23 protein-coding genes are annotated in these 26,696 nt (G+C 31.6%); 22 read left to right on the top strand and 1 reads right to left on the bottom strand.

Translation table 11 applies throughout. The features are described from left to right. Nucleotides 1–371: 371 nt before the first annotated feature. Genes B3Z56_RS09435 through holA form a run of 3 tightly spaced genes read left to right on the top strand, consistent with a single transcriptional unit; the run spans nucleotide 372 to nucleotide 5,553 of the window. Nucleotides 372–2,651 carry a bifunctional diguanylate cyclase/phosphodiesterase gene (locus tag B3Z56_RS09435; RefSeq protein ID WP_346876496.1) on the top strand — a complete coding sequence of 760 codons (2,280 nt, stop codon included), beginning with the start codon at nucleotides 372–374 and terminating at the stop codon, nucleotides 2,649–2,651. Between the two features lie 49 nt (nucleotides 2,652–2,700). Then, nucleotides 2,701–4,485, top strand: coding sequence for a ComEC/Rec2 family competence protein (locus B3Z56_RS09440; RefSeq protein WP_346878644.1), 1,785 nt, complete (start codon nucleotides 2,701–2,703; stop codon nucleotides 4,483–4,485). Nucleotides 4,486–4,542: 57 nt separating this feature from the next. Beyond that, entirely contained in the window at nucleotides 4,543–5,553 is a 1,011-nt protein-coding gene (gene holA, locus B3Z56_RS09445) for a DNA polymerase III subunit delta (protein WP_346876498.1), read from the top strand. A gap of 61 nt (nucleotides 5,554–5,614) precedes the next feature. On the opposite strand, the gene rpsT is transcribed toward holA, so the two are convergent. Continuing rightward, nucleotides 5,615–5,881 (bottom strand): 30S ribosomal protein S20, encoded by a 267-nt coding sequence (rpsT, locus tag B3Z56_RS09450; protein WP_035128853.1) that lies wholly within the window; start codon nucleotides 5,879–5,881, stop codon nucleotides 5,615–5,617. 229 nt (nucleotides 5,882–6,110) lie between these two features. On the opposite strand from rpsT, the gene gpr reads away from it, so the two are divergent. The 19 genes from gpr (at nucleotide 6,111) to B3Z56_RS09545 (ending at nucleotide 26,690) form a co-directional block, all read left to right on the top strand. Beyond that, nucleotides 6,111–7,124 carry a GPR endopeptidase gene (gpr, locus tag B3Z56_RS09455; protein ID WP_346848414.1) on the top strand — a complete coding sequence of 338 codons (1,014 nt, stop codon included), beginning with the start codon at nucleotides 6,111–6,113 and terminating at the stop codon, nucleotides 7,122–7,124. Nucleotides 7,125–7,207: 83 nt separating this feature from the next. Continuing rightward, complete coding sequence (locus tag B3Z56_RS09460) at nucleotides 7,208–8,236, top strand: stage II sporulation protein P (RefSeq protein WP_346878645.1); 1,029 nt, start codon at nucleotides 7,208–7,210, stop codon at nucleotides 8,234–8,236. Between the two features lie 152 nt (nucleotides 8,237–8,388). Then, the gene (locus B3Z56_RS09465; protein WP_346848416.1) at nucleotides 8,389–8,673 is read left to right on the top strand and encodes a hypothetical protein; all 285 of its coding nucleotides are present in this window, start codon (nucleotides 8,389–8,391) and stop codon (nucleotides 8,671–8,673) included. Nucleotides 8,674–8,825: 152 nt separating this feature from the next. Next, nucleotides 8,826–10,631: a translation elongation factor 4 gene (gene lepA / locus B3Z56_RS09470; protein WP_346848417.1), complete on the top strand. Its 1,806-nt coding sequence runs from the start codon at nucleotides 8,826–8,828 to the stop codon at nucleotides 10,629–10,631. Between the two features lie 176 nt (nucleotides 10,632–10,807). Continuing rightward, nucleotides 10,808–11,950, top strand: coding sequence for a radical SAM family heme chaperone HemW (gene hemW / locus B3Z56_RS09475; protein WP_346878646.1), 1,143 nt, complete (start codon nucleotides 10,808–10,810; stop codon nucleotides 11,948–11,950). A 107-nt stretch (nucleotides 11,951–12,057) separates the two neighbouring features. Beyond that, on the top strand, nucleotides 12,058–13,095 hold the full coding sequence (gene hrcA, locus B3Z56_RS09480) for a heat-inducible transcriptional repressor HrcA (RefSeq protein WP_346848510.1): 1,038 nt from the start codon (nucleotides 12,058–12,060) through the stop codon (nucleotides 13,093–13,095). Nucleotides 13,096–13,162: 67 nt separating this feature from the next. Beyond that, nucleotides 13,163–13,789, top strand: coding sequence for a nucleotide exchange factor GrpE (gene grpE, locus B3Z56_RS09485; protein WP_278245209.1), 627 nt, complete (start codon nucleotides 13,163–13,165; stop codon nucleotides 13,787–13,789). A 96-nt stretch (nucleotides 13,790–13,885) separates the two neighbouring features. Continuing rightward, entirely contained in the window at nucleotides 13,886–15,745 is a 1,860-nt protein-coding gene (gene dnaK / locus B3Z56_RS09490) for a molecular chaperone DnaK (protein WP_035128867.1), read from the top strand. Nucleotides 15,746–15,911: 166 nt separating this feature from the next. Further along, on the top strand, nucleotides 15,912–17,036 hold the full coding sequence (dnaJ, locus tag B3Z56_RS09495; protein ID WP_346878647.1) for a molecular chaperone DnaJ: 1,125 nt from the start codon (nucleotides 15,912–15,914) through the stop codon (nucleotides 17,034–17,036). A gap of 412 nt (nucleotides 17,037–17,448) precedes the next feature. After that, on the top strand, nucleotides 17,449–18,318 hold the full coding sequence (locus B3Z56_RS09500) for a YitT family protein (RefSeq protein WP_346878648.1): 870 nt from the start codon (nucleotides 17,449–17,451) through the stop codon (nucleotides 18,316–18,318). A 270-nt stretch (nucleotides 18,319–18,588) separates the two neighbouring features. Beyond that, nucleotides 18,589–19,524, top strand: a complete 936-nt coding sequence (gene prmA, locus B3Z56_RS09505) for a 50S ribosomal protein L11 methyltransferase (RefSeq protein WP_346878649.1) — start codon at nucleotides 18,589–18,591, stop codon at nucleotides 19,522–19,524. 26 nt (nucleotides 19,525–19,550) lie between these two features. Then, the gene (locus tag B3Z56_RS09510) at nucleotides 19,551–20,303 is read left to right on the top strand and encodes a 16S rRNA (uracil(1498)-N(3))-methyltransferase (RefSeq protein ID WP_035128879.1); all 753 of its coding nucleotides are present in this window, start codon (nucleotides 19,551–19,553) and stop codon (nucleotides 20,301–20,303) included. 1 nt (nucleotide 20,304) lies between these two features. Next, nucleotides 20,305–21,606: a tRNA (N(6)-L-threonylcarbamoyladenosine(37)-C(2))-methylthiotransferase MtaB gene (gene mtaB, locus B3Z56_RS09515; RefSeq protein ID WP_346878650.1), complete on the top strand. Its 1,302-nt coding sequence runs from the start codon at nucleotides 20,305–20,307 to the stop codon at nucleotides 21,604–21,606. Between the two features lie 121 nt (nucleotides 21,607–21,727). Next, on the top strand, nucleotides 21,728–22,072 hold the full coding sequence (locus B3Z56_RS09520) for a histidine triad nucleotide-binding protein (protein ID WP_035128885.1): 345 nt from the start codon (nucleotides 21,728–21,730) through the stop codon (nucleotides 22,070–22,072). A 147-nt stretch (nucleotides 22,073–22,219) separates the two neighbouring features. Beyond that, complete coding sequence (gene rpsU / locus B3Z56_RS09525; RefSeq protein ID WP_035128888.1) at nucleotides 22,220–22,396, top strand: 30S ribosomal protein S21; 177 nt, start codon at nucleotides 22,220–22,222, stop codon at nucleotides 22,394–22,396. Nucleotides 22,397–22,417: 21 nt separating this feature from the next. After that, nucleotides 22,418–22,867, top strand: coding sequence for a GatB/YqeY domain-containing protein (locus tag B3Z56_RS09530; protein WP_035128891.1), 450 nt, complete (start codon nucleotides 22,418–22,420; stop codon nucleotides 22,865–22,867). Between the two features lie 112 nt (nucleotides 22,868–22,979). Then, complete coding sequence (gene yqfC, locus B3Z56_RS09535; RefSeq protein ID WP_346848424.1) at nucleotides 22,980–23,270, top strand: sporulation protein YqfC; 291 nt, start codon at nucleotides 22,980–22,982, stop codon at nucleotides 23,268–23,270. Next, nucleotides 23,257–24,426 carry a sporulation protein YqfD gene (gene yqfD, locus B3Z56_RS09540; protein WP_346848425.1) on the top strand — a complete coding sequence of 390 codons (1,170 nt, stop codon included), beginning with the start codon at nucleotides 23,257–23,259 and terminating at the stop codon, nucleotides 24,424–24,426. The genes yqfC and yqfD overlap by 14 nt, the downstream gene beginning before the upstream one ends. 14 nt (nucleotides 24,427–24,440) lie before the next feature. Then, entirely contained in the window at nucleotides 24,441–26,690 is a 2,250-nt protein-coding gene (locus B3Z56_RS09545) for an HDIG domain-containing metalloprotein (protein ID WP_346878651.1), read from the top strand. The last annotated feature ends 6 nt before the right edge of the window (nucleotides 26,691–26,696 follow it).

Genomic DNA, 26,696 nt, shown 5'->3' on the forward strand with positions numbered 1-26,696 from the left:
AGGGGGTCTGACCCCGTTACTTTTTTTGGAATAATCATTGAAACCCGCATGAACACAACAAATAGTTAACTAGTTAACTATTTATATAGTTTTATAGGTAAATAGGTAACTATAGAAATAGTCATATAGTTACCTATACAAATATTTCTATATTTACATATGATTTCATTGATATATTCATACAATTTTATATTTACATTCACTATATTAACTTCAATGAAATTATAAATGAAGAATTTTATTATATAAATAAAGGATTTTCATCCTAAAAAAAGAATAATAGATATTACATTTAAGAATAGAAAACCTGTATTCTATATGGGAAATAAGTTATATATTATATTTCTACGATTGTAAGGGAGAAATGGATTATGAAGAAAGTTTTGACAGTGGTATTAATAGCAATTTTATATTTATCCTATTTCGGAGCAACCGTTGTAAAATCGAATTTTTTTGGGAACATTTTATCTCCCATTGTAACTTTTATAGCAGCTTATTATGTTTTTAAAGGTTTTTATATGGAGGAGAAAAATAAGACATTAAAAACTTCAGGACTATTTTTGGCTCTAAGTATTTTAAACTGGGCTGTTTGTGATGTTATGTGGGCAGTGGAAGCTATAATTCTGAAAATTAATCCAGAACAAGTTAGTGCTATAGTAAGTGGGTATTTATTAACTAATGTACTGTTACTATGTTCCTTAATTATAGGTGGATATCATCAATTTAAAAAATGGAATGCAACCCAGGTTTTAATAGATACTGTTGCAATAACAATCTGTACTATGACTTTAGTTTGGGTTATATTTTTTAATACTGATATGCAAAATGCAATACTTATGAAAAGTGATTGGATTTTTATGATTTGTGTATTTGTAGACTTTTTAATATTTATATGGGTTGCTAGTTGGTTCTTGTCTATAAGAAAAGGGAAAATACCTTTATATTTAAGGGTTACAGCTGGTTCATATATACTTTATATAGTTTTTGATATTATTTATTATTATGAATATTTTTACAGCCTATATGAGCCGAATTCATTATTAGATGCTGCATATGTAATTGCTTTTGGAGTGGCAGCTATAGGGTCAATTATTAAAATTAAAACTCAACATAAGATAGAACGTACTGAATTCATGAATAGTGGTAGAAATAAAAAGGGGCTTTTATTATTAACTGCTCCAATAATTTTAATCCTATTTAAAGGAGTGCAGTTAGAATATTTATTATTAATGCTTATAGTTATTACCTTTTACTATATACATTCAAATCATGTTCAAACCAATATACTTAAAGAAGAATTATTAAAAAATGAAAAGCAATTAAACTTAAGGTTGGAAAGCAAGGTTCAGGAAAGAACAAAAGAGTTAAATGATTTGATAAATAAAGATGTAGTTACAGGATTACATAGTAGGAGATATTTTCTTCAGCAGATAGATAATAATATTAATAATCTGAAGAAAGATGAAAATATTATTCTTTTTTACATTGATTTAAATAAATATAAAATGCTAAAAACCATGTTTGGTAATTATATTGGGGAAGAAGTATTAGTGGAAATAGGAAAGAGACTTAAAGAGTATGTTTACAGAGAAGAAGATATTTTAGCTTCCTTTGGTGAAGATGTTTTTGTTTTTGCTAAGGAAGGTTCATATACCTATGAAGATGGATTAGAAATGGCTAAAAATCTTATACATGCCTGTAGCGACATATTTACCATTGAAGAGTATGATATACGAGTTACTTTAAATGTAGGAATATCTATATATCCCCTTGATGCAAAAAATAGAGATGAAATGATTAAACATGCAGATATAGCTATGCTACAAGCTAGGCTATTAGGATTTAATAGGGCAATGGTCTTTACCCAAAAACTAGGAGAATTAGCATTTGCTAAAAATGAAATTGAAATTATGCTTAAAAAAGCTGACTTTAATGAAGAATTTCAATTGTATTATCAACCACAAGTCTCCATTGAAGATGAAACAATTATAGGCTTTGAGGCACTTATGCGATGGCAAAGAAATGATGGAAAATTCATTTCTCCTGGTGAATTTATTCCCATTGCAGAGGAAACAGGATTTATAATTCCCATAGGATATTGGGTTATGGAAACTGCCATGGCACAGCTATCCCAGTGGAAGAAAAAAACTAATAAACACCTTAGAATGGCAATTAATGTTTCTGTAAGACAGTTAAAGGATAATAGTTTCATTATAAAATTAAAAGAAACCATGGAAAGATATCATATTGCACCTGAAGAAGTAGAAATTGAAATTACAGAGACTTTAGAATTGGAAGAAGATATAAAAGTTAAAGATACATTGTTAAAGATTAATGCAATGGGTATTTCAATAGCTGTTGATGACTTTGGCACTGGATATTCTTCTTTATATTATTTAAAGCAGTTACCAGTAGATAGGATAAAAATAGCCAAACCTTTAGTAGACCTAATAGATAAAGATAACTATGATTATGCAATCGTTAAGGCTGTAATTACCGTTGCTAAAGCAATAAGGGTTCCTGTAATAGCTGAAGGGGTTGAAAGAAAGGAACAATTGGAATGTCTAAGAAAATTACAATGTGATGAGATTCAGGGATATTACTTTGCAAAGCCAATGCCAGCAGAAGAAATATATATAAATTGGTTATAAAATTGAATTACAATTTATTACTTTGGCAATGATACTACAGGGTGATATTATGGATAAATCAATGGTTCAGATATGCTTGGCAGGGATTTTTGGATGTACTATATATTTTTTATATAGCTACATGGGAATTTTACCAGCTGTAGTTTTTATAGTAATTTATATACTTTTACTTAAAAAAGATTTTAAGAAACCCCTAGCTTTTATAGTTATGGGGTTTTCTATGTTGTTTTTTATAAACTGCATTATATATTTTTATTCCATGGACCTAGGGGAAAATATTAAGTGCAGAATTGTAGAGGAAGGGAAGGATTACTATATTGGTAGTCTTCAAAATAGAAGAATTAAAATTTTTCCTAAGAACAAGGATATTCAATTGGGAAGGCAGTACATATTAAAAGGAGAATTTCATAGAAAGGTAGATTATAGTAAAGGCATTGTAGGAGAGTATAACCTGATAGCTTCAAAGCCTTTAAAGGAAGATTTAATATATAAGGGATACTTGATAAAAAGTCATCTTTATAATAAGCTTTTAGCTGTTACAGATGAAGAAGGAGCTGCTATTATACTGGCAGTAAGTGGTGGCGATGATAGCTATATTGATTACGATAAAAGAGAAGAGTTTAAGGCTTTAGGTATATCCCATATAATAAGTGTATCAGGACTTCATGTATCACTAATTTATGGAGTACTTCAAAGTATAATTGGATATAAACTAGCTTTAATAGTTCTTTTCTTTTATGTTATATTTACTGGAGGAAAAAGCTCTACCTTTAGAGCCTTTATAATGATATTTTTACTAGTATTAGGCCCTAAGGTGAAAAAGACCTATGAAGGTATATCAGCCTTAGCCTTTGCAGCATTTTTACTTCTGTTAATAAAACCTTACTACATATTAGATATAGGTTATGTACTTAGCTTTTTAGCCGTATTAGGAATCTTCACTTTAAATAATAAAATTAAAAGGAAATTTTATAAGCTCCCCAATTTTATAGCTGCCTCCCTTAGTTTAACCTTTAGCTCTATGATTTTTACTACACCCTATATAATAATGAGATTTAATGCTGTGAGTTTAGGTGGACTAATTTCTAATCTATTTCTGATTCCCTTTTACACCTTTCTATTAGTTTTAGGTAATCTTCTGCTTCTATTTATTAAGGTTCCAACGGTGTTTAATCTTTTGTCTCTCATTACTAACTCAGTGTTGCTTATAATTGATACCATGGAGGCTTTCTTAGTTAATCTTTTGCCATTACCCTTAGAATTTACTTACATAGAAGGGGTTATGATTCTCATATTATACATAAGTTATATCCTTATAAGAAGAGGGGTGAAATCTTTAAGATACTTGCCTATATTACTATTTCTTTTAACTATAAAGCAGCAATATATAATTTACCCAGAAATAAATTTTATAGGGGGGAAAAAGGCTGATATTGTAGAAATAAACTATGGTACCAGAAAAGTAATGGTATGTAATCAAAAGGTGAAGTTGAAATATGTCTATGAAAATTATAAGGGGTTAGATAGAATCTATGATGAATCTGAAGAAGAGCTAACCTTAAAACTATCAAAGCATTGCATTATAGATGTAGAAGATAAGGATGGAGTTCTCTATTTACAAATAAATCATAGGGGTAAAATTAGCAATATAATTATAGACAAGGAATATGAAAAAGAAGCCACTCAATGCTGTTATAAAAGCAATTTTTCATCAACAAGTCCAAACTGTGATATAATAAGGATTAACAGAAAAAGAGAAGGAATTATTCTAGGACATTATTATGAAAACTATAAACTCATAGGTGGAGAATTATATCATAATTATGTTCACTAGAATAAGTATTATGCTGAAATAAGTATTATACTGAATTAAAGAGTGGAGGAATTTTTCTTGATAACCTTAGAACAACTTGAAAAACACATAAAAGAAAATAAACTAAAAAATTGTTATATACTTTGTGGTTCTGATGAAGGACTTATAAAGACAGCTATAAAAAAAATAAGAAGTTTAAAGATAGATGAAAGTTTTGCTGATTTTAACTATACAAGAATTTCTGGAGATAAATTAGATGTAGATGCTTTAATAAATAATTGCGAAACTATACCCTTTATGAGCGAATATAGAATGGTAGAAATCTTTAGAGCTAACTTTTTAAGAGATAAGGGAGAAGATATAGATAGCCTTAGAAACTATCTTAAGGATATTCCTCCCTATACCTTTTTAATTATGTACTATGTATTTGAAGATGATAGAGAAAAACTTAGTAATAAGGTTAAGAAACTTCAAAATGTATGTGAGGTTGTAAAAGTTGACAAACTAAAGGGCATGGGCCTTCAAAGTAAAGTAAAAGCCATCTTTGAAGAGAAGGGAAAGTCCATAGGGAAAAGTGAAGTTGGATACTTTTGCTCCATCATAGAAAATAACATGAACATAGTAGATAACGAGATAGAGAAGCTTATTTTATACACTGAAGGAAGGGCGATAACTAGAGAAGATATAATAAAGATGTGTCCCTATGAAAAGGAGAATGATATATTTAATTTAGTATCCTATCTTTCAGAAAGAAATATAAAGGCAGCCATAGATACTTTAAATCAATTGATATATAGGGGTGAAAAAACACCTAAAATATTATCTATGATAGAGCGTCAATTTAAGCTTTTATTTGCCATAAGAATAAAGGTTGGAAAAGGGATTAGAAAAGAAGACATAGTAAAGGAATATAACCTAAATCCCTATATTGCAGATAAGATGATAGTTCAAAGCAAAAAGTTTTCTCAGGAAGCTCTAAAGAAGAATATAGAAAATTGCATTGAAACGGAAAGTGAAATAAAAAGTAAATCTGTAGATCAAAAGAATGCCATTGAAATGCTTATGGTAAAGACCATGATGAATAAATAAAAAGTTTTAAACTAAATATATGCAAAAAAATAAATAACCGGTGAATACACCGGTTTATTTATTAAGCAGATAATCCATTTAACTTAGCTGCTAATCTAGATTTTTTCTTAGCTGCTTTATTCTTATGTATTATGCCTTTAGAAGCAGCCATATCAAGGGCTTTAACTACAGTTTTAAAGCTTTCTTGAGCAGCAGCAACGTCATTGCTAGCTAGAACAGCTTCAAATTTCTTTATAGTTGTCTTTAAAGAAGACTTTATCATAGTGTTTCTCATAGTCTTAGCTTGAGTAACTTTGATTCTTTTTTTAGCTGACTTAATGTTTGCCATTATTAATTCACCCCCTTGTATTTTTATCAATCTCTCAGCGGCAGCTTTGGGGAAGTCTGCTTACGAGTTTCATATAACAAAAGCTATTATAACATTAAATTTTGCGTACTTCAAGTAGAATTTACCTTTAACATATTAGTATATGAAAGAAACTTTGGGAAAAGATAAATATACATACTAATGTATATAGGAATAATATGAAAAATACCATAAATGAGGTGTGATAATTATGATGAAGAAAAACAAGTCTAAGGATAAAGAAGAAGTAGTTTACAGTGTAAGGACAGATTTAGCTTTAGAAGCTAAAGAGATTTATAGTGAAAATAATCCTGGAAAATTGTCAGGAGTAAAATCGGAGGAATACATAGATAATAACGTTAGAGTTACTGCAGTAAAAATATTAGATGAAGAAGGAGCTAAAAACATAGGAAAACCTATTGGTGAATATATAACCTTAGAATTTCCAGAATTCGTATACTATGATGGTGAGAGAATAATAGATGTAAGTGAAGTTATGGCTAAAGAGTTATCAAAGCTGATTAATCTAAATGAAGATATGGTAGCTTTAGTGGTAGGGTTAGGTAACTGGAATATCACCGCTGATGCCGTAGGACCAAAGGTAGTGTCAAAGATAATGATAAGTAGACACTTAAAAGAATATGTTCCAGATAGCATTGATGAGGGGGTAAGACCAGTGTGTGCTATATCCCCTGGTGTCTTAGGACTTACAGGTATGGAAACCAGCGAAATTATAAAGGGTATAGTAGATAAGGTAAAACCTAGTGTAATAATTTGTATAGATGCTCTTGCTTCTAGGAAGACACAGAGGGTAAATAGAACTATACAGCTAGGTAATACAGGTATATCTCCAGGAGCAGGAGTTGGAAATAGAAGATTAGAGCTCAGTGAAAAGACCCTAGGAGTCCCTGTAATAGCCATAGGAGTGCCTACAGTGGTAGATGCAGGAACTATAGCTAATGATACCATAGACTTAGTTTTAGAAAGCTTAATCAAGTCTTCAACTAAGGGTGGTGCCTTTTATAGCATGCTTAAGGAAGTTGACAGAGATGAAAGACAAACATTGATTAGAGAGGTTTTAGACCCAGAATTAGGGGGCATGGTAGTAACTCCTAAAGATATTGATAAAGTAATAGATAGTGTATCTAAAATAATTGCCAATGGCATAAACATAGCCCTTCAACCAGCTTTAACCTTAGATGATATAAATACCTATTTAAACTAAAGTAATAAAATTTATTCCCTCCTCATATAAATTATTAGAGTAATTAATTATACCTATGTATAACTCAAACAGGGGGGGATACGGTGAATAACAAAAGTAAGACAGATGCTGGAAAGTATTGTTCTAGAGCTATCCTTGCTATAATAGCAGTAGTCATGGTAATATCTATAGGTTTATCTAGGTCTACCCAAGCCTTAGATGATGATAACTTAGAAAGTATCAATAGAACTAACTTTTTTATGAAGCTCATAGGGCAAAGTGTCAGTACTTTAAAGCCAGCAGTAAATAAGGATGATACAAAATTTGTAGGTAATTTTACCTTGAATCCTTTGGATATAGTTAGAAAGGAAATAAGCTTTTTAGACGAAGAAAATTTAAGGGATAAAACTGCTCTTGAGAATGTGAAGGAACATGCTAAGGTAGTACAGAAAATTACAATAAATCCTTTCGAACTAAAAGATACAGACATAAATAAATTTCAAGAAGGGGTAGACGTAGTTGGTGATCCTAAAGATAATTCTAAAAAGAAGATATTGATATATCATACTCATACTAATGAAGCTTATGCAGAAGGAAACGGTGGATTATCTACCACCGTAGCAGGAGTTGGGGATGTTCTTACTTCTGAACTAGAGAAATTAGGCTTTACAGTTGTCCATGATAAAACAATACATGATAAGGCTGATTATAATAGAGCTTATCATGCGTCTAGAGAAACCATAAGTAAAAACATAAGTAGTTATGGAGAGTTTGATTTAATAATAGATCTTCATAGAGATGGTGGTCCTAGAAAAGAAGATGTTACTGGAAACATAAAGGGAGATGATGTTGCAAAGCTTACTTTAGTAACAACCATGCAGGACCCTAAATATCCTAAGCATATAGAAAATGTTAAATCCATATTTGCTATAGCAAATAAGCTTTATCCTGGGTTGTATAGAGAGAGGGGCATTATAGCCTATGACCATGGAGGTATTTTATTTTATAACCAAGATTTAAGTGATAATGCTATACTCATGGAGGTTGGAGCAGATACCAACAAATTACAAGAAGCTAAAAACTCAATGAAATATATGAGTACAGTTTTTGCACAATATTTAAATTCTAAGTAAGGCATCTGAAAATAAATAAATAGACGAGCATTCTGACTTATTTATTTTTTGAAGATGCCTAAGAAAGAATAAAAATATAAGAAAAAGTACATCATTAAATGTGAGGTACTTTTTTTATTTTGAGCACCTATAGGTAAAGGAGAATAGATAAGATGAATAGTAAGACACTAAGGACAGGATTATGCAAGTTTTTAATAATAATTTCAGTAGGATTTATGATATACGGAATTTTAGTGGTAAATATGAATTTACCTCAGGTGGTGAGACAAAGCTCTAGTTTTTATGTAAGCTCTAATGACAGGGATTCGAAGGTTAATATAAAAATAGGGGAATTTAATATAATCCTTAATGGTCAGCCTTTTAGGAATTTTATTAAAGGCACTAAGGTTATAGGAGATACTATTAAGGAACTAGCATTGCCATCTAATGAAACTTAAAAGTTAACATTATAAAGTATATTGACAAGGAACCTTTATTTTATGGTATAATTTACTTTGGTTTATTATCTAACTAAGTATAGTTGATAATTAGATTAGAAACAGTGACTTTAATAAAGAGTTAATATAAATTTACGGGGGTATTTGAGTAGATGCAAACTAACAGACAAAAACACATAAGAAATTTTTCTATAGTAGCACATATAGATCACGGCAAGTCTACTTTAGCAGATAGATTACTTGAAAAAACAGGTACTTTAACAGCTAGGGAAATGGAAGCCCAAGTACTAGATAACATGGAATTAGAAAGAGAAAGAGGAATTACAATCAAGGCTCAAGCAGCAAGACTTATACATAGAACAGAAGAGGGCGAAGAGTATATTTTAAATCTAATAGATACTCCAGGCCACGTAGACTTTAACTATGAGGTTTCTAGAAGTTTAGCAGCTTGTGAAGGAGCTGTATTAGTTGTGGATGCAACTCAAGGTATACAAGCACAGACCCTTGCAAACTGTTACTTAGCCTTAGATCATGACCTTGAAATTGCTCCAGTTATAAACAAAATAGATCTTCAAAGTGCAAGACCTGATGAGGTTAAGCAAGAAATTGAAGATGTTATTGGAATTCCAGCAGATGATGCACCATTAATATCTGCTAAAACAGGATTAAATATAGAGGATGTAATTAAAACGGTTATAGCTAAAGTACCAGCACCAGAAGGGGATGAAGAAGCTCCTCTTAAGGCCTTAATCTTTGACTCTTACTATGACTCATATAAAGGTGTAGTAACCTACATCAGAGTATTTGATGGGGTAGTAAAGCCAGGAACTAAAATCAAATTAATGAATACTAATAAAGTGTACGATGTAACTGAGGTAGGAGTATTTACTCCAGGTCCATTAAAGGTAGATGAACTTAGAGCTGGAGATGTTGGATACTTAAGTGCAGCTATTAGAAATGTAAAAGATGCTAGAGCTGGAGATACCATCACAGAAGCAGGAAGACCAGCAGCTAATCCGTTAGAAGGATATAGACCAGCTATACCTATGGTATTTAGTGGAATATACCCTGTAGATGGAGCTAAGTATGAAACCTTAAAGGAAGCTCTTGAAAAGCTACAGCTTAACGATGCAGCCCTATCCTTTGAACCAGAGACATCTATAGCTCTAGGTTTTGGATTTAGATGTGGATTTTTAGGATTACTTCACATGGAGATAATTCAAGAGAGAATAGAGAGAGAGTTTAATCTAGATATAATTACCACTGCACCTTCCGTTGTTTACAAGGTAGCTAAAACTGATGGGGAAATTATAGAGATTACAAACCCTACTAACCTACCAGAGCCAAGTGAAATATCTTATATGGAAGAACCAGAAGTTAAGGCTTCAATAATATCACCTTCAGATTATGTAGGAGCAATCATGGAGTTATGCCAGGAGAAGAGAGGAACCTTCATAGATATGCAATATATCGAAGAAACTAGAGTTGTAATTAACTATGATATTCCACTTAATGAAATAGTCTATGATTTCTTTGATGCTTTAAAATCTAGAACTAGAGGATATGCATCCTTTGACTATGAACTTAAAGGATATAAGAGAACTCAACTTGTTAAGCTTGACATACTTCTTAATGGAGATGTAGTGGATGCACTATCTATGATAGTTCCAGCAGATAGAGCTTACCACAGAGGAAGATCCATGGTAGAAAAGCTTAAGGAGATTATTCCAAGACAAATGTTTGAGATTCCAATTCAAGCAGCCATAGGAGCTAAAATAATAGCTAGAGAAACTGTAAAAGCTATGAGAAAAGACGTACTTGCTAAGTGTTACGGTGGAGATATCTCAAGAAAGAAAAAACTTCTTGAGAAACAAAAAGAAGGTAAGAAGCGAATGAGACAAGTAGGAAGCGTTGAAGTTCCACAAGAAGCATTCATGGCAGTACTTAAAGTTGACTAGTTAGTAGTACTTATAATTAATTTATTAATGTCATGAAAATTCTTCGCAATGACAATCGGTAATCGGCGTAGAAACAATCATAAATTTCTTAATCAAATTTAGTTTCCTAGCGATTAACCTTGTCATGGAGATGAATTTTTAGAAGTTAATGAAGTGGATATTAAAGGAGAAGAAAAATGGATACAGTAGGATTAAATACAGTGGGATTATATATTCATATACCATTTTGTAAGATGAAATGTCATTACTGTGATTTTCCTTCCTATAGTGGTAAAGAAAGTTTAATGATGGATTATGCTAAGGCATTGAGTGAGGAAATTAAAGTTTCTTGCCAGGATAAAATTATAAGCACCATATTTATAGGTGGGGGAACTCCCACCTATTTGTGCATTGAAGGGTGGAAAATTATAGAAAAAGCCCTTAGGGGATTAAACAGGATAGAGGAAGGTTTTGAGTTTACTATAGAGGGAAATCCTAAGACTTTTAATGAGGAACAACTAAAAATTTTTAAAGCTATGGGAGTAAATAGAATTTCTATGGGACTTCAAGCTGTGCAACAGTGTCACCTTACTTCACTAGGAAGAATCCATTCCCTTGAGGATTTTAAACATAGCTATGAAATGTTAAGGAATTTTGGTTTCAATAATATAAATGTAGATTTAATGTTTGGACTTCCAGATCAAAGTTTAGCTCAGTGGAAGGAAACTTTAAGTCAGGTTGTAGAGTTAAAGCCAGAGCATATTTCTTGCTACAGCTTAATCATAGAAGAAGGAACTAAGTTTTATAATCTTTATGAAAAGAATAAATTGATTTTACCTGATGAAGATGTAGAAAGAGACATGTATGCTGAAGCAATTAATTTTTTAGAGATAAAAGGATATCACCAGTATGAGATTTCCAATTTTGCAAAGGATGGATTAGAGTGCAGGCATAATAAAATATATTGGAATTTAGAAAATTATATTGGTTGTGGCTCATCTTCCCATTCCTATGTTAATGGCATTAGGTATAGAAATGAAGAAAAAATAGAAACCTATATAATGTCTATGGAAAATAAAAGATCTGCAGTGGTAGAGAGTAATGAAAATTCCTTAAAGGATGATATAGAAGAGTTCATGTTCTTAGGATTAAGAAAAATAGAAGGTATAAGTATAGAAGAATTTAAGAGAAGGTTTAACATCTCCATTTTTGAAAAATATAAAGAAGTTATATATAAGTATGTAAAGTTGGATTTATTAAATTTAAAAGGAGATAGATTATACCTTACTAAAAGAGGTATAGAACTGAGTAATCAAGTGATGTCAGATTTAATTTTGTAAATAATTTATGAATCATATTGACATTGAATTTTATAAATGATATATATTAAATATAGTCATTAGCACTCGTGAGTAGTGAGTGCTAACAAAGAGGTGATAACATGGATATGGATGAAAGAAAGATTAAAATCTTACAGGCTATAATAAATGATTATATAACTTACGGAGAACCTGTAGGTTCAAGAACCATATCTAAAAAATACGATTTAGGAATAAGCTCAGCTACTATTAGAAATGAAATGGCTGATCTTGAAGAAATGGGATTTTTAGAACAACTCCATTCATCCTCTGGAAGACGACCTTCTGATAAGGGTTATAGACTTTATGTAGATAGACTTATGACCCCTAGCAGACTTACAGAAGAAGAGCATGAAACTATAAGACATGACCTGATAAAGGACACATCTATAAGTGAAATAGATAGTATAATTAAGGGTGCTATAGATGTACTTTCTAATATTACTAGACTAACTTCTGTAGTAAAAGTTGCTTCTGTTAAAAAGTCAAGTATTAAGTATATAAAGTTATTAGCAATAGAAAAGCACATAATTTTATCTACAATAATAACAGACAATGGTAATATAAAAAATAATACTATTAGAGTAACAAATCCAGTAGATGACAATAAGCTAGTAAAAGTGAATAATGCTCTTAATAGACTACTTGTAGGGATTAGCATAGAACAAATTACTCTAGATTTCCTTGTTAATTTAAAAAATGAATTAGTTGGTTACGAAGAGATATTTGACTGTATAATTCCTGTTCTTCATGAAACGCTAGTGTTGGGAGATTATGGTGAAATTTATACTAAGGGTGCTACAAATATATTTAACTATCCTGAATATAATAACATCGATAAGGCAAAGGCATTTTTAGGGTTAGTAAATAATGAAGAAAACCTAAATGAAATTCTTAGCAAAGGAAACAAGGAATCTTTATTTATTAGTATAGGAGAAGAAAACTTTGTGGAATGCGCTAAGGAGTGCAGTATAATCACTGCTAGCTATAGTTGTAATGGCCGTATTATGGGTACCATAGGAGTTATAGGACCTACAAGAATCCATTATGATAAAGTTATAGCTGTTCTTGATACTGTGGTTAATGAGATAAACGACAAGATCTCTAGCATATATGATCCAGATTAACTATGGGTTTATATATATTCAAAATTCAAAGTAAATGAGATAAGCATTTAGATTGGAGGAAAGAGCATTGGAAAATAATATGGAAGAAAACCAAGAGCTAGATAAAAAAGATATGGAAGATAATGCGGATGAAATTTTAGAAAATGACCCTTCTGAAAAAGAACAAAATGAAGAGGAAGGCACTTCCGGTGAAGAAACCTCAGAGGTTAAAGAGGAAGATGATAAGGAAGATGAGATGAAAAAATTCAGAAATCGCAAAGAAGAAATTAAAGAGCTTAAAGAAGAAAATGATTCTTTGAAAGATAAATTATTAAGAACTGTAGCTGAATATGATAACTTTAGAAAAAGAACCTCTAAGGAAAAGGAAAATATATATACAGAGGCTTGTGCTGATGTATTAAAGGAAATACTACCTGTATTAGATAATTTAGAAAGAGCTGTTGCAGTAGATGGTAGTGCAGAAGATCTTAAAAAAGGTATTGAATTAACTATAAATCAGTTTACAGCTTCTTTTGAAAAGCTAGGCGTTGAAGAAATCTCATCTGATGGAGAATTTGACCCTAACTTCCATGATGCAGTAATGCATATAGAAGATGAAAACTTAGGAAAAAATCAAGTAGCTGAAGTATTCCTAAAGGGATATAAAAAAGGCGATAAAGTATTAAGACATAGTATGGTTAAAGTAGCAAATTAATCTATGATTTATAAAGATTTTAATCTTTAATTAAAAATAAATGTATATAGTAAATTAGAAGAAAATAAGTGTATTAATTTATAGGAGGAAATTACAATGGCAAAAATTATAGGAATTGATTTAGGAACAACAAACTCTTGTGTATCAGTTATGGAAGGTGGAGATCCAGTTATAATACCAAACGCAGAAGGTGCTAGAACTACTCCATCAGTAGTATCTTTCTTACAAGATGGCGAAAGACTTGTTGGTCAAGTAGCAAAAAGACAATCAATAACAAACCCAGATAAAACTATAATCTCAATTAAAAGAGAAATGGGAACAAATCATAAAGTAAATATAGATGGAAAAGAATATACTCCACAAGAAATATCTGCAATGGTACTTCAAAAATTAAAAGCAGATGCTGAAGCATACCTTGGAGAAACAGTTACAGAAGCGGTTATCACAGTTCCAGCATACTTCAATGATAGCCAAAGACAAGCAACTAAAGACGCAGGAAGAATTGCAGGTCTTGATGTTAAGAGAATTATAAACGAGCCAACAGCTGCATCTCTTGCTTATGGTCTTGACAAAATGGATACAAACCAAAAGATATTTGTATATGACCTTGGTGGTGGTACTTTCGACGTATCTATCTTAGAACTTGGAGATGGAGTTTTCGAAGTTAAATCTACAAATGGAGATACTCGTCTTGGTGGAGATGACTTTGACCAAAAGGTTATGGATTATATAGCAGAAGATTTTAAAGCTTCTAATGGAATTGATTTAAGAAATGATAAAATGGCACTTCAAAGATTAAAAGAAGCTGCTGAAAAAGCAAAAATAGAATTATCATCTTCTACTCAAACAAACATCAATCTTCCATTTATCACAGCTGATGCTACAGGTCCAAAACATATAGATATGAACCTAACAAGAGCTAAATTCAATGAATTAACTCATGATTTAGTACAAAGAACTATTGAGCCAATGAGAAAAGCTCTTCAAGATGCTGATCTTTCAATAGGAGAAATTGACAAGGTTGTATTAGTTGGTGGATCTACAAGAATCCCAGCTGTTGTAGAAGCAGTTAAAAACTTTACAGGAAAAGAACCATCAAAAGGAGTTAACCCAGATGAATGTGTTGCAGCAGGTGCAGCTATTCAAGGTGGAGTTTTAACAGGAGATGTTAAAGATGTATTACTTCTTGACGTTTCACCATTAACATTAGGAATTGAAACTTTAGGAGGAGTTGCTACTCCATTAATCGAAAGAAATACAACAATTCCAACTAAGAAGAGCCAAGTATTCTCAACTGCAGCAGACGGTCAAACATCTGTTGAGATTCACGTAGTTCAAGGTGAAAGACAAATGGCAGCTGACAACAAAACTTTAGGAAGATTCACTCTTTCTGGAATTGCAGCAGCTCCAAGAGGAATTCCTCAAATCGAAGTAACTTTTGATATAGATGCTAACGGTATAGTTAAAGTTTCTGCTAAAGACAAAGGAACTGGAAAAGAAGCTAATATAACTATCACAGCTTCAACTAACTTAAGTGATGATGAAATCCAAAATGCAGTAAATGAAGCAGAAAGATTTGCAGAAGAAGATAAGAAGAGAAAAGAAGCTATAGAAGTTAAAAATACTGCAGATCAAATGGTCTACCAAACAGAAAAAACTTTAACTGACCTAGGAGATAAAGTATCTGCTGATGATAAAGCTAAGGTAGAACAAAGAATCCAAGTATTAAAATCAGTTAAAGACGGAGAAGATATAGAAGCTATTAAAAAAGCTACAGAAGAGTTAACACAAGAATTCTACGCTGTATCTTCAAAGGTATACCAAGCTGAAGGCGGACAGCCAGGAGCAGAAGGTTTTGATCCAAACAACATGGGTGGAGCAGCAGGAGCAGGAGCTCAAGATGCACCACATGATGACAATGTTGTAGATGCAGATTTTAAAGTAGATGGAGAATAATATTCATTAAATTAGTTAAGGGATGATGAAACACTCATCCCTTAAAACTGATTTTAATGTTAAATTTTAATGTGAAAATTTAATGTTCCCATTAATACATGGTTGCAATTATACATAATATATCTTAATATATTATTCGAAGTAAAATAGGTGGTGAATTTTAAATATGGCTAATAAAGATTATTATGAAGTACTTGGTATAGATAAAAGTGCCAGTGATGATGAGATAAAAAAAGCTTTTAAAAAGGCTGCTTTAAAGTATCATCCAGATAGAAATCAAGGAAATGCTGAAGCAGAAGAAAAGTTTAAAGAAATAAATGAAGCATATCAAGTTTTATCAGATCCAGAGAAGAAACAGAGATATGATCAATTTGGTACTGCAGACTTTAATGGAGCCCAAGGTTTTGATGGATTTGATTTCGGTGGAGGCTTTGGAGGCTTTGGAGATATTTTTAGCGATATCTTTGGTGGAGGATTTTCCTCTTCATCTAATAAAAATGCTCCAAGAAAGGGTGCAGATTTAGAATTTAATTTAAATTTAACCTTTGAAGAGGCTGTATTTGGCTGTGAGAAGGAAATTAAAGTTACTAGAAGAGAAAAGTGTGAAACTTGTGGAGGCACAGGAGCTAAAAAAGGTACTACTCCTAAAACTTGCTCTAAGTGTAGCGGTAGAGGTAAGATAAATGTTCAAAGAAGAACTCCATTAGGAGTGATTTCTACAACTACAACTTGTGATGCTTGTGGAGGTAAAGGTACTATAATAGAGGAATCATGCTCAACTTGTAGAGGAACTGGTAAAGAAAGAAAAACTAGAAATTTAACAGTGAATGTTCCAGCAGGTGTTGATACAGGTAATGTAATGCCGCTAAGAGGACAAGGTGAAGCAGGAGAAAATGGAGGTCCAGCAGGAGATCTTTATATAAATATAAGAGTTACATCTCATAATATATTTAAACGTAAAGGCTTTGACATCCATATGGAAACCCATATATCCTTTGCAAAGGCTGCTCTTGGTACAGACATAAAGGTTCCAACAGTGGATGGAGATGTTACTTATAAGGTTCCAGCAGGAACTCAACCTGGAACTGTATTTAGATTAAAAGCTAAAGGGGTTCCTAGAGTTAACTCTGTAGGTAGAGGAGATCACTATGTTAAGGTAATAGTGGATGTACCAAAATCTCTTAATGAGAAACAGGCAGAAGCTCTAAGAATGTTTATGGAGGCTAGTGGAGAAGCTCCAGAAACTACTGTGGAAAAGAAAAAACACAAAAAAGGAATATTTGGAAAGTAATAAAAAAATTAATATAACCCACAAATATTTTTAATATAGCTAAAGTCTTGTAATAGTTAGTATAGGACTTTAGCTATTTTTAGTGCTTATATATCCTATCACTGTAATTTTCAACAGAGCCAATTTATATTAAAATCTTAAATTTCAGTATATTAATGGTAAAATTGATCATTGGCAAAATATAGATAACAATATGAATATTTTAAAAATTTAATAATTGACTTTTTTAGACAAAATATTTATAATATTACTGTAGAATTTAATGATATTTTAGGGTTTATTGCGCTTTTATTACTAGTGGTGTAGAAGTTAAATTTTTTAGCACATGTAAACCTTTTAGTCATGTCTGAATCATGTTAATTTCTACGAAATCATAAGATATAACTTTAATAAAAAGGTTGGAGGCAATAACATGAAAATTGAAAAACAAAAGATCTATGACATTACCATTGATACCTTCTATGACATCATTGGTAGTATACTTTATGCTGCTGGTATTTATACCTTTGCATTATCAGCTAACTTTGCTCCTGGTGGAATTTCAGGTTTATCAATAATTATAAACTTTTTTACTAAAATACCAATAGGTGTATGTAGTTTATTACTTAACATACCAATAATAATAATTAGTTATAAGGTGCTTGGAAAATGGTTTTTAGTTAAATCTCTAAAAACTATGGTAATTTCAGCCTTCTTTATGGATGTAGTGTTTCCACTTATCCCAATTTATTCAGGAAATCCTATACTGGCAGCTGTGTTTGCAGGAGTATTATCTGGAGCTGGACTAGCACTCATATATATGAGAAATTCATCTACTGGAGGAACAGACTTTTTAATTCTTTCTGTAAGAAAAAAAGCACCTCACCTATCTATTGGGCAGATTACAATTGCTATTGATGGTTGTGTTATCCTTCTAGGTGGATTAGTATTTGGAACTATTGATGCTGTATTATTAGGAATTATTATGACTATAGCTACATCAACAATAATAGATAAGATTATGTCTGGTTTTGAAGCAGGAAAAATGGCAATGGTAATAACTAATCATGGAAAGGAAATTGCAGATGTCATTGGAAAGGAAGTTGGACGAGGAGTAACTATAATGAATGTTACTGGTGCTTTTTCAGGAGAGAGTCGTCAAATGTTAATGTGTGCTTGCAGTAAATCTCAGGTATATAATTTGCGTAGAATTGTAAGTACCATAGACCCAACAGCTATGACTATGATTTCTTCCTTTGATGAAGCCTTTGGTCTTGGATTTAAAGATAACCTAATTGACTAAGCATCTATAGAACAGTAGAATATTAGGGGTCGATAAAAATTATAGAGCCAAATAAAACTCTTTCTTGCAATAGAAAAGATTCACTATTGCCAAGGAAGAGTTATTTTGTTATTTTGTAATATGTGATATATAATTACACAATAAAGATTATTTAGTGTATAATACCATAGACATCTTTTAAAATGATGGCAATAATATTAATTAAAACCTATTAACTATTGTTCATATAACTTAAGTATAATTTAATGTATAGATATGGAGGAAGTAGAAATGGATCAGGATTGGATTGAAGTAACGGTACTTACCAGCAGTGAGGCTACAGAAGCTGTGGCTGGTTTTCTTTATAACTGTGATGTAGAAGGAGTTTCCATAGAAGATGTGGCAGATGTGGAATTTAAGAAGGAAAACCTGGGCTTTGCAGATTTTATAAATGAGTCAGTTTTAACTATTGAAGAAGGAGCTATGGTTAAAGGGTACTTTAAGGATAGTGAAAACTTTATGAATACACTAAACTACATAAAGGAAAGTGTAGATAAGTTAGGTGAATTTGGCTTTGATAAAGGTGAAGGCATAGTAACTTATCATAAGGTAAATGAAGATGATTGGGCAAATAATTGGAAGCAGTACTATAAACCAGCTAAGGTTGGGGAGCACATTGTAGTAAAGCCTACCTGGGAAGATTATGAAGAAAAACCTGGAGAGGTTGTAGTAGAGCTAGACCCAGGAATGGCATTTGGAACAGGAACCCACGAAACTACAAGAATGTGCATAAAAGCTCTAGAGAAAAAAGTTAAGGGAGATACCACTGTATTTGACATAGGTACTGGTTCAGGAATATTATCTATAGCTGCAGCTAAATTAGGAGCAAAACATGTAGTAGGAGTAGATTTAGACCCAGTAGCTGTAGAATCTGCAAAGAAAAATCTAGAGTTCAACAAAGTAAATAACATCGAAATTCTTTATGGAGATTTAATGGAAGTAGTAGAAGGTAAAGCTAATATAGTAGTAGCTAATATCTTAGCTGATATAATCATGTTTTTAAGTGAAGGTGTCAGAGCCTTTATAGAAGATGAGGGATACTTCATAGCTTCTGGTATCTTAAACACTCAAAGAGATAAAATTGCTGACAAGTTAAAGACCCTAAACTTTATAATTGAAGAAGTCATGGAAGATGGAGAATGGATTTGTATTATTGCTAAAAAGTAAAATTGTGTGATGGGAGTATATTTAAAATGCATAAATTTTTTGTGGAAGATAATAGCATAAATGAATCTCTGTGCATCATTGAAGGCGATGATGTTAAGCATATATATAAGGTGCTTAGACTTAAAGAAGGGGATAAAGTAAATATCAATAACTGCAAGGGTGTTGAATATATAGGAGAAATTTTAGAGGTAAATAAAAAAGAAGTAAGAGTAAACCTAATTGAAAAGGTTGCTTTAAATAATGAAAGTCCTTTAAGAGTTCAGCTTTTTCAAGGATTACCAAAGGCAGCTAAAATGGATTTAATAGCTCAAAAGTGTACTGAGCTAGGAGTCAGTGAAATCACCCCTATAATTACAGAGAGAGTTGTAGTTAAGGGCAATGAGTCCTCAGAATTTAAAAAGGTAGATAGATGGAACAGAATTGCATTAGAAGCTTGCAAACAAAGCAAAAGAAGTATAATTCCAACTATAAACCAACCTATAGATTTTAATAACCTAAAGGAAGAGATAAAGAACTTTGATTTAGTCATAGTACCCTATGAAAATCAAGAAAATCAAGGAATAAAATATGTAAAAAACCAAGTATCAGATAAAAATATAGAAACAGCAGCCATTATCATAGGACCTGAGGGTGGCTTTGAAGAGGATGAAATTCAGGCATTAAAGGATGCTGGAGCATTTATAGTAACCTTAGGGCCTAGAATACTAAGAACGGAGACTGCTGGCTTTGTAGCTCTTAGCTTAATTATGTATGAGCTTGGTGACTTAGGAGGAAATTAAAATGAAAGTAGCACTATATACACTAGGATGTAGGGTTAACTCTTATGAATCAGAAGCCATGGCAGAAAAATTCATAAAAGAGGGATATGAAGTTGTAAGTTTTGATGAATTTTCAGATGTGTATGTTATAAATACCTGTACAGTAACTAACATGGGAGATAAAAAGTCAAGACAGATGATAGGAAGAGCAAGACGTCATAATCCAGAGGCTATAATAGCAGTAGTTGGATGCTATTCACAAATAGCTTCCGATGAAATAGCACAAATTGAAGGTGTAGATGTAGTCTTGGGAAGTAGAAATAAAGGAGACATTGTTTACTGGGTTAATAGAGCAAGAGAAGAAAGTAAGCAAGTAGTAGAAGTTAAAGATGTACTTAAAAACAATAAATTTGAACAGCTAGCTATCAATGAATATCAGGATAAAACTAGAGCCTTTTTAAAGATACAGGATGGATGTAATAGATTTTGTTCATACTGCCTAATTCCCTTTGCTAGAGGGGGAGTTTGTAGTAAAGAACCTGAGAAAATATTAAAGGAAGTAAAAGAACTAAGTAAAAATGGTTTTAAAGAAATAATTTTATCAGGAGTTCACACTGCTTCCTATGGAGTGGATTTAGAAGGTAATTGGGATTTAGTTAAAATCCTAGAAGAGATAAATAAAATAGAAGGAATAGAGAGAATTAGAATAGGCTCTATAGATCCAACCTTCTTCACTGAAGGGGTAATAGAGAGAATTTGTAACCTAGAAAAGATGTGTCCCCATTTTCACCTATCCCTTCAAAGTGGCTGTGATGCAACAATTAGAAGAATGAATAGAAAATATACAGCACAGGAATATAAGGATGTAGTAGAAAATCTTAGAAAGTATATGAAGGACGTATCTATAACTACAGATATAATTGTAGGTTTTCCAGGGGAATCTAATGTTGAATTTGAAGCTACCTATGAATTTTTAAAAGGGATAAAACTAAGTAAAATGCATATCTTTAAGTATAGTAAAAGAACAGGAACTAAGGCAGCGGAAATGCCTTTCCAAGTAGATGGTCTTATAAAGGAAGAAAGAAGTAAAAAGTTAATAGAACTAAATAATGCTTTAGAAGTAGAATTCATGGAGAAATTCCTTGGAAGAGAAATGAGAGTACTTTATGAGGAAGCTATAAGTGGAAAAGAAAACACTTATGTAGGCTATACAGAGAACTATATAAAAGTAATAACAGAAAGTGATGAAAACCTAGAGGGTAAAATAGTGCCTACAAAACTAGCAGCTGTAAAACAAGAAAACATGATAGGAATCATAGAATAATACAAAATATAGATACACTAACATGAATTTTTAGAGTATAATATAAGATATGAGAAATCATATTATACATTATAGGAAACTATAAATGTAGGTTTTTACTACTGAGAATGGAGGTGAAAAAATGTCAGATTGTTTATTTTGTAAAATTGCAAAGGGTGAGATTCCTTCAAATAAGGTCTATGAAGATGATAAGATATTAGCATTTCATGACATAAGTCCTGAAGCACCTGTGCATATTCTTATAATCCCAAAGGAGCACATAAGCTGCGTTAATGATATAAATCATGAGAATAGTAGCATTATAGCTCATATTTTCGCCACCATACCAGAACTGGTAAAAAAACTAGGAATAGATAAAAGTGGATATAGAGTTGTAACTAACACTTTAGACCATGGAGGTCAGACTGTTCCACATTTACATTTTCATTTGTTAGGTGGAAGAAATTTAAAATGGCCACCAGGCTAAAAATAAGGACTAAAAATATGTAAATAAAACTAATGAAAATCTTGACATAAGTTAATGTGAATTGTATAATTGAAAATGTGCTATTTAGGCCTCGCATTGGCTACTTTTAATTAAAATTAAATTGAGCTAGCGGAGGGAGGGATATAAATGTCAGAGATAAAAGTTGGAGAAAACGAATCATTAGAGAATGCATTAAGAAGATTTAAAAAGAAATGTGCAAGATCAGGTGTGCTTTCAGAAGTTAGAAAGAGAGAACATTACGAAAAACCAAGCGTAAAGAGAAAGAAAAAATCAGAAGCTGCTAGAAAAAGAAAATTTAAGTAGAATTTGAAAGAAGGTTTATTAATGTCATCCATTAAGGAAACATTACAGGACGACTGGAAAAATGCTATTAAACAAAGAGATAAGTTTAAAGCAAATGTAATAAGCATGGCTAAAGCTGCTGTTTTAATGGTTGAAAAATCAGGGGCAGGAGAAGTAGATGATAGTAAAGTCATCGAAATTTTAGCAAAGGAAGTTAAACAAAGAAGAGATTCTTTGGTTGAGTTTGATAAAGGAAATAGACAAGATTTGGTTGATCAAACAAAAGCTGAAATCGAAATCTTATTACAATACCTTCCTCAGCAGTTAACGGAAGAAGAAATCCGAAAAATTGTTCTGGAGTCAGCCGAAAAACTTGGTACTAGTAGCATTAAAGATATGGGAAAACTTATGGCAGATGTTAGACCTAAGGTAAATGGTCGAGCAGATGGCAAAGTAGTTAGTCAAATAGTAAAAGAATATTTGAATAAATAAAGAACTCAGTTTACTGAGTTCTTTTTATTTTAAGTAATTTATCATGAAAAGAAATCATAAAATTTAAAAGAGAAACTTTGTAAGTAAAAATTATGATTTAGAGGTGATGAAGTTGAGTGATAAATTAGTGAGGGTAAAGGAAAAGGTCATTTATGGATTAGACTTACCAGTAGATGTAGCCCTTAGTTTACCTAAAATAATAGTGATAGCAAGAAAAGAGGTAACGGTAGAGAATCATAAAGGGATAATAAAATTTAGTGACAGTGAATTAGTTATAAATACAAGTATTGGACCTTTGAAAATTCTAGGTAAGGATTTTGAAATTATATTTGTAGGAGGTACCACCATAACTTTAAGTGGATATTTTAGCTCTATGGTGTATGAAAACTATGAAGAAGATTAATAATTTTAATAAAAGCTATATAACTGTTCAAGTAGATTCCCTTGAAGGAGAAAAAATTCTCAATTATCTTTGGAATAAAAATGTTAGTGTAAAAAATATAAAAAGAAATAATGCCTTTTCTATTACACTAGAAATATCAGTATCAGATTATCTTCATTTAAAAGAAGCTGTTAAAAAAGTAAAGGGAAAAGTAAAGATTTTGCATCGTAAAGGGATAAACTTTTTTTATCTTAGATTAAGTGCTAGAAAACTTTTAATTGCAGGTATTGCTGCATTTTTCTTTATTTTATACTATTTGAGTAGCTTTATTTGGAGTGTGGATATAAATACAGATAAATATCTAGCTCCCCTTGAAGTTAGAAATATACTGAAAAGCTATGGAATAATGGTTGGAAGTAAAAAGGGTTCAATAGATGTTCTAAAAGTTGAAGAAAAGTTAGTTGCTGATATAGATGAAATAATGTGGGTTAAAGTTAGAATTGAAGGCTCTATGCTCACTGTAGATATAGTGGAGAGGCAAGAACCACCAAAGATAAAAGAAAAGGAGTACACAGGAGATTTAGTAGCTAAAAAAAGTGGAGTTATAAATAGAATATATACTAGTGCTGGAACTCCTGTGAAACAACTTGGCACAGTAGTTGACAAAGGTGAGTTAATTGTAAAAGGTCAAGAAGGAAAAGAAGGCATGGAGTTCTCTGTAAAGGCTGAAGGAAAAATATATGCTACTACTTTTTACGAAGAATTTACAAAAGTACCTATATCTATTACCTCAAAAAGAAGAACGGGAAATAAGCAGGTACGATATGGAGTAAATGTAAACAATAATAAAATTTATATTAAGAAATCATTAAATAACTATACAACTTATGATAAAATAGAAGAAAACTGGGGCATCTTTATAAAAGAGACTTATTATGAAACAGAAGAGGTGGAAGAAGCTACTGACACTGACACTGTAATAAAGGAACTACAAAACAAAATTACATTAAATTTAGATAGAGGAGTTAAAATACTAGATATAACTCCAGAAGTTAAAAAGCAAGAGAAGGAATATGAAATTAGAGTATTAGTTACTGTAGAAGAAGATATAGCAGAAAGCCAAGTTGTAGTTACAGAAACAGAAAGAGAAAAGGAAGATGAATCCCCTGAGACTTAAAAAGAGGTGTAAATATGGGACATAAAAAAAGATTATCAAGGATAAGATTTCCAAGAATAAAACCCTATATTACTTTTATAATTACAACTTTAATAGTTTATTTGATTTTAAGCACTGTAGTAGTAAGTAAAAAATATAACCTTCAAGTAGGTGAAATAGCTAAATTTGATATTAAAGCACCAAGAGATGTGGAAGATAAGGTAGCAACTCAAAAGAGTATTGAAGAAGAGCTAAAACACGTACAAGAAACCTATACCTATGATGCTAATATAAGAAAGGGTGCTTTAGATAATATAAATAAACTTTTTGAATTAGTTAAAAAGATAAATTCTGAAAATCCTCCTTATAATCCTTCCAGTGAAGATGATAATGAAAAAATTAAGTCAGAACAGGAAAAAATCAATGGGATAAAGCTGAAAAAGTTAAAAGAGGAAAGTGTTATAAAAAATCTTTCTACTGAAAACTATGGATTACTTTTATCCTTAAATGAGACTGGATTAAATAGCCTAAATGAAGAGATAGTAGATTGTATGAATAATTTATATGATACTACCCCTATATACGAGAATAAACCTCAGGATATAGTTTCAGCACAAGGATATATAACTGCCTTCTTTAATAATACTAGCTATGCTAAAAATGTTAAGGATCTAGCCATGGCCATAGGTTATTCGCAAACTAAGGCTACCTATTTTGTAGATCATGAAAAGACAGAAGAAGCGAGACAAAACATAACTAAAAATGTAACACCTGTAATCTATAAAAAGGATCAAACTATAATAGCAGAAGGTCAACCTATTACTGAATCACAAATTGAGCTTCTAAATGACTTAGGCCTCTTAGGTAATGATAAATCTACGGGCATTTATATGAACCTAGTTTTACTTCTAGTTGTTGTAGGAGTATTAGGATTACAGTGGAGATATATAAAAGAAAAGCGCAGAGACATATATGAAGATAATAGTAAGGTTATCCTGATAAACCTACTGACAGTACTAACTGTAGTATTAGCTAGGATATCTATTCTCATATCTCCTTATGTTATACCCTTTGCTTGTATTTCAATTTTATTATCTGTACTAATTGATAGCAAAACCTCTGTAACCATAGGAATATTAAATGTAATATTTATATCCTTTATTGTTAAATTTTCAGTAGATTTAACTCTTATAGCTATGGTCAATGCAGTAATAGTTCCAATGGTATTAAAAAGGGTTCAGCAAAGAAATGACATATTGTATTCTTCCTTGCTCATTGGAGCTATAAATGTAGTATTTACTGGTGCCATGGGATATTTCCTAAGCACTAATGTGACTAGTATAATCAATAAGGCTATGCTTACAGGAATATCTGCTATAGTATCAGGAATATTAGCCATAGGAATACTGCCAGTTTTAGAAAATATATTTGATGTATTAACTAATATTAAACTTCTAGAGTTAGCTAACCCTAATCATCCCTTAATGAGGAGATTGCTTTTAGAAGCACCAGGCACTTATCACCACTGTGTGTTAGTTGCAAACTTAGCAGAGATGGCTGCTGAAAGTGTGGGAGCCAATCCAATACTAGCTAGGGTAGCCTCCTATTATCATGATGTTGGAAAGCTAGAAAGGCCCTATTATTTTAAGGAAAATCAAATAGGTATAGTAAATCCTCATGATGATATGTCACCAGCTATGAGCTCTGCCATAATACTATCCCATGTGGAAGATGGGGTTAAATTAGCAGAAAAATATAACTTACCTGAAGGCATCACTGATGTTGTGAGAGAGCATCATGGAGATTCTCTCGCTAAGTATTTTTATATAACTATGAGAAATAAAAGTGAGAATCCCGATGAGGTAAATGAGGCAGATTATAGATATGGTGGACCACCACCAAGATCAAAGGAATCTACCATTATAATGTTAGCAGATGGGGTTGAAGCCTCTGTAAGGTCCATTAATAAGCCTAACAAAAAGAAGATAGAAGAAATGGTAAATAACATAATTAAGAGTAGAATTGATGAAAATCAGTTTGTCAACTCTGACCTAACCTTTAAAGATTTAGAGAAAATAAGAGAGAGTTTTCTAAAGGTTCTATCTGGAATTTACCATGAAAGAATTGAGTATCCTAAAGACAAGATTAATTTAACAAAAGAAAACAATGAAAAAAACCTTGAAGAAGATAAAGAAGTTGTATCAACTAAGGAAGAACAGTTTAAGTTAAAAGAGCCAGAAGCAGTTATACAAACTAAAGAAGTTGAAAAAGAAAAGCAGATATAGGATAAA

It is taken from the genome of Clostridium sp. UBA7791, from assembly GCF_002480755.1.
Lineage (GTDB): Bacteria > Bacillota > Clostridia > Clostridiales > Clostridiaceae > Clostridium_J > Clostridium_J sulfidigenes.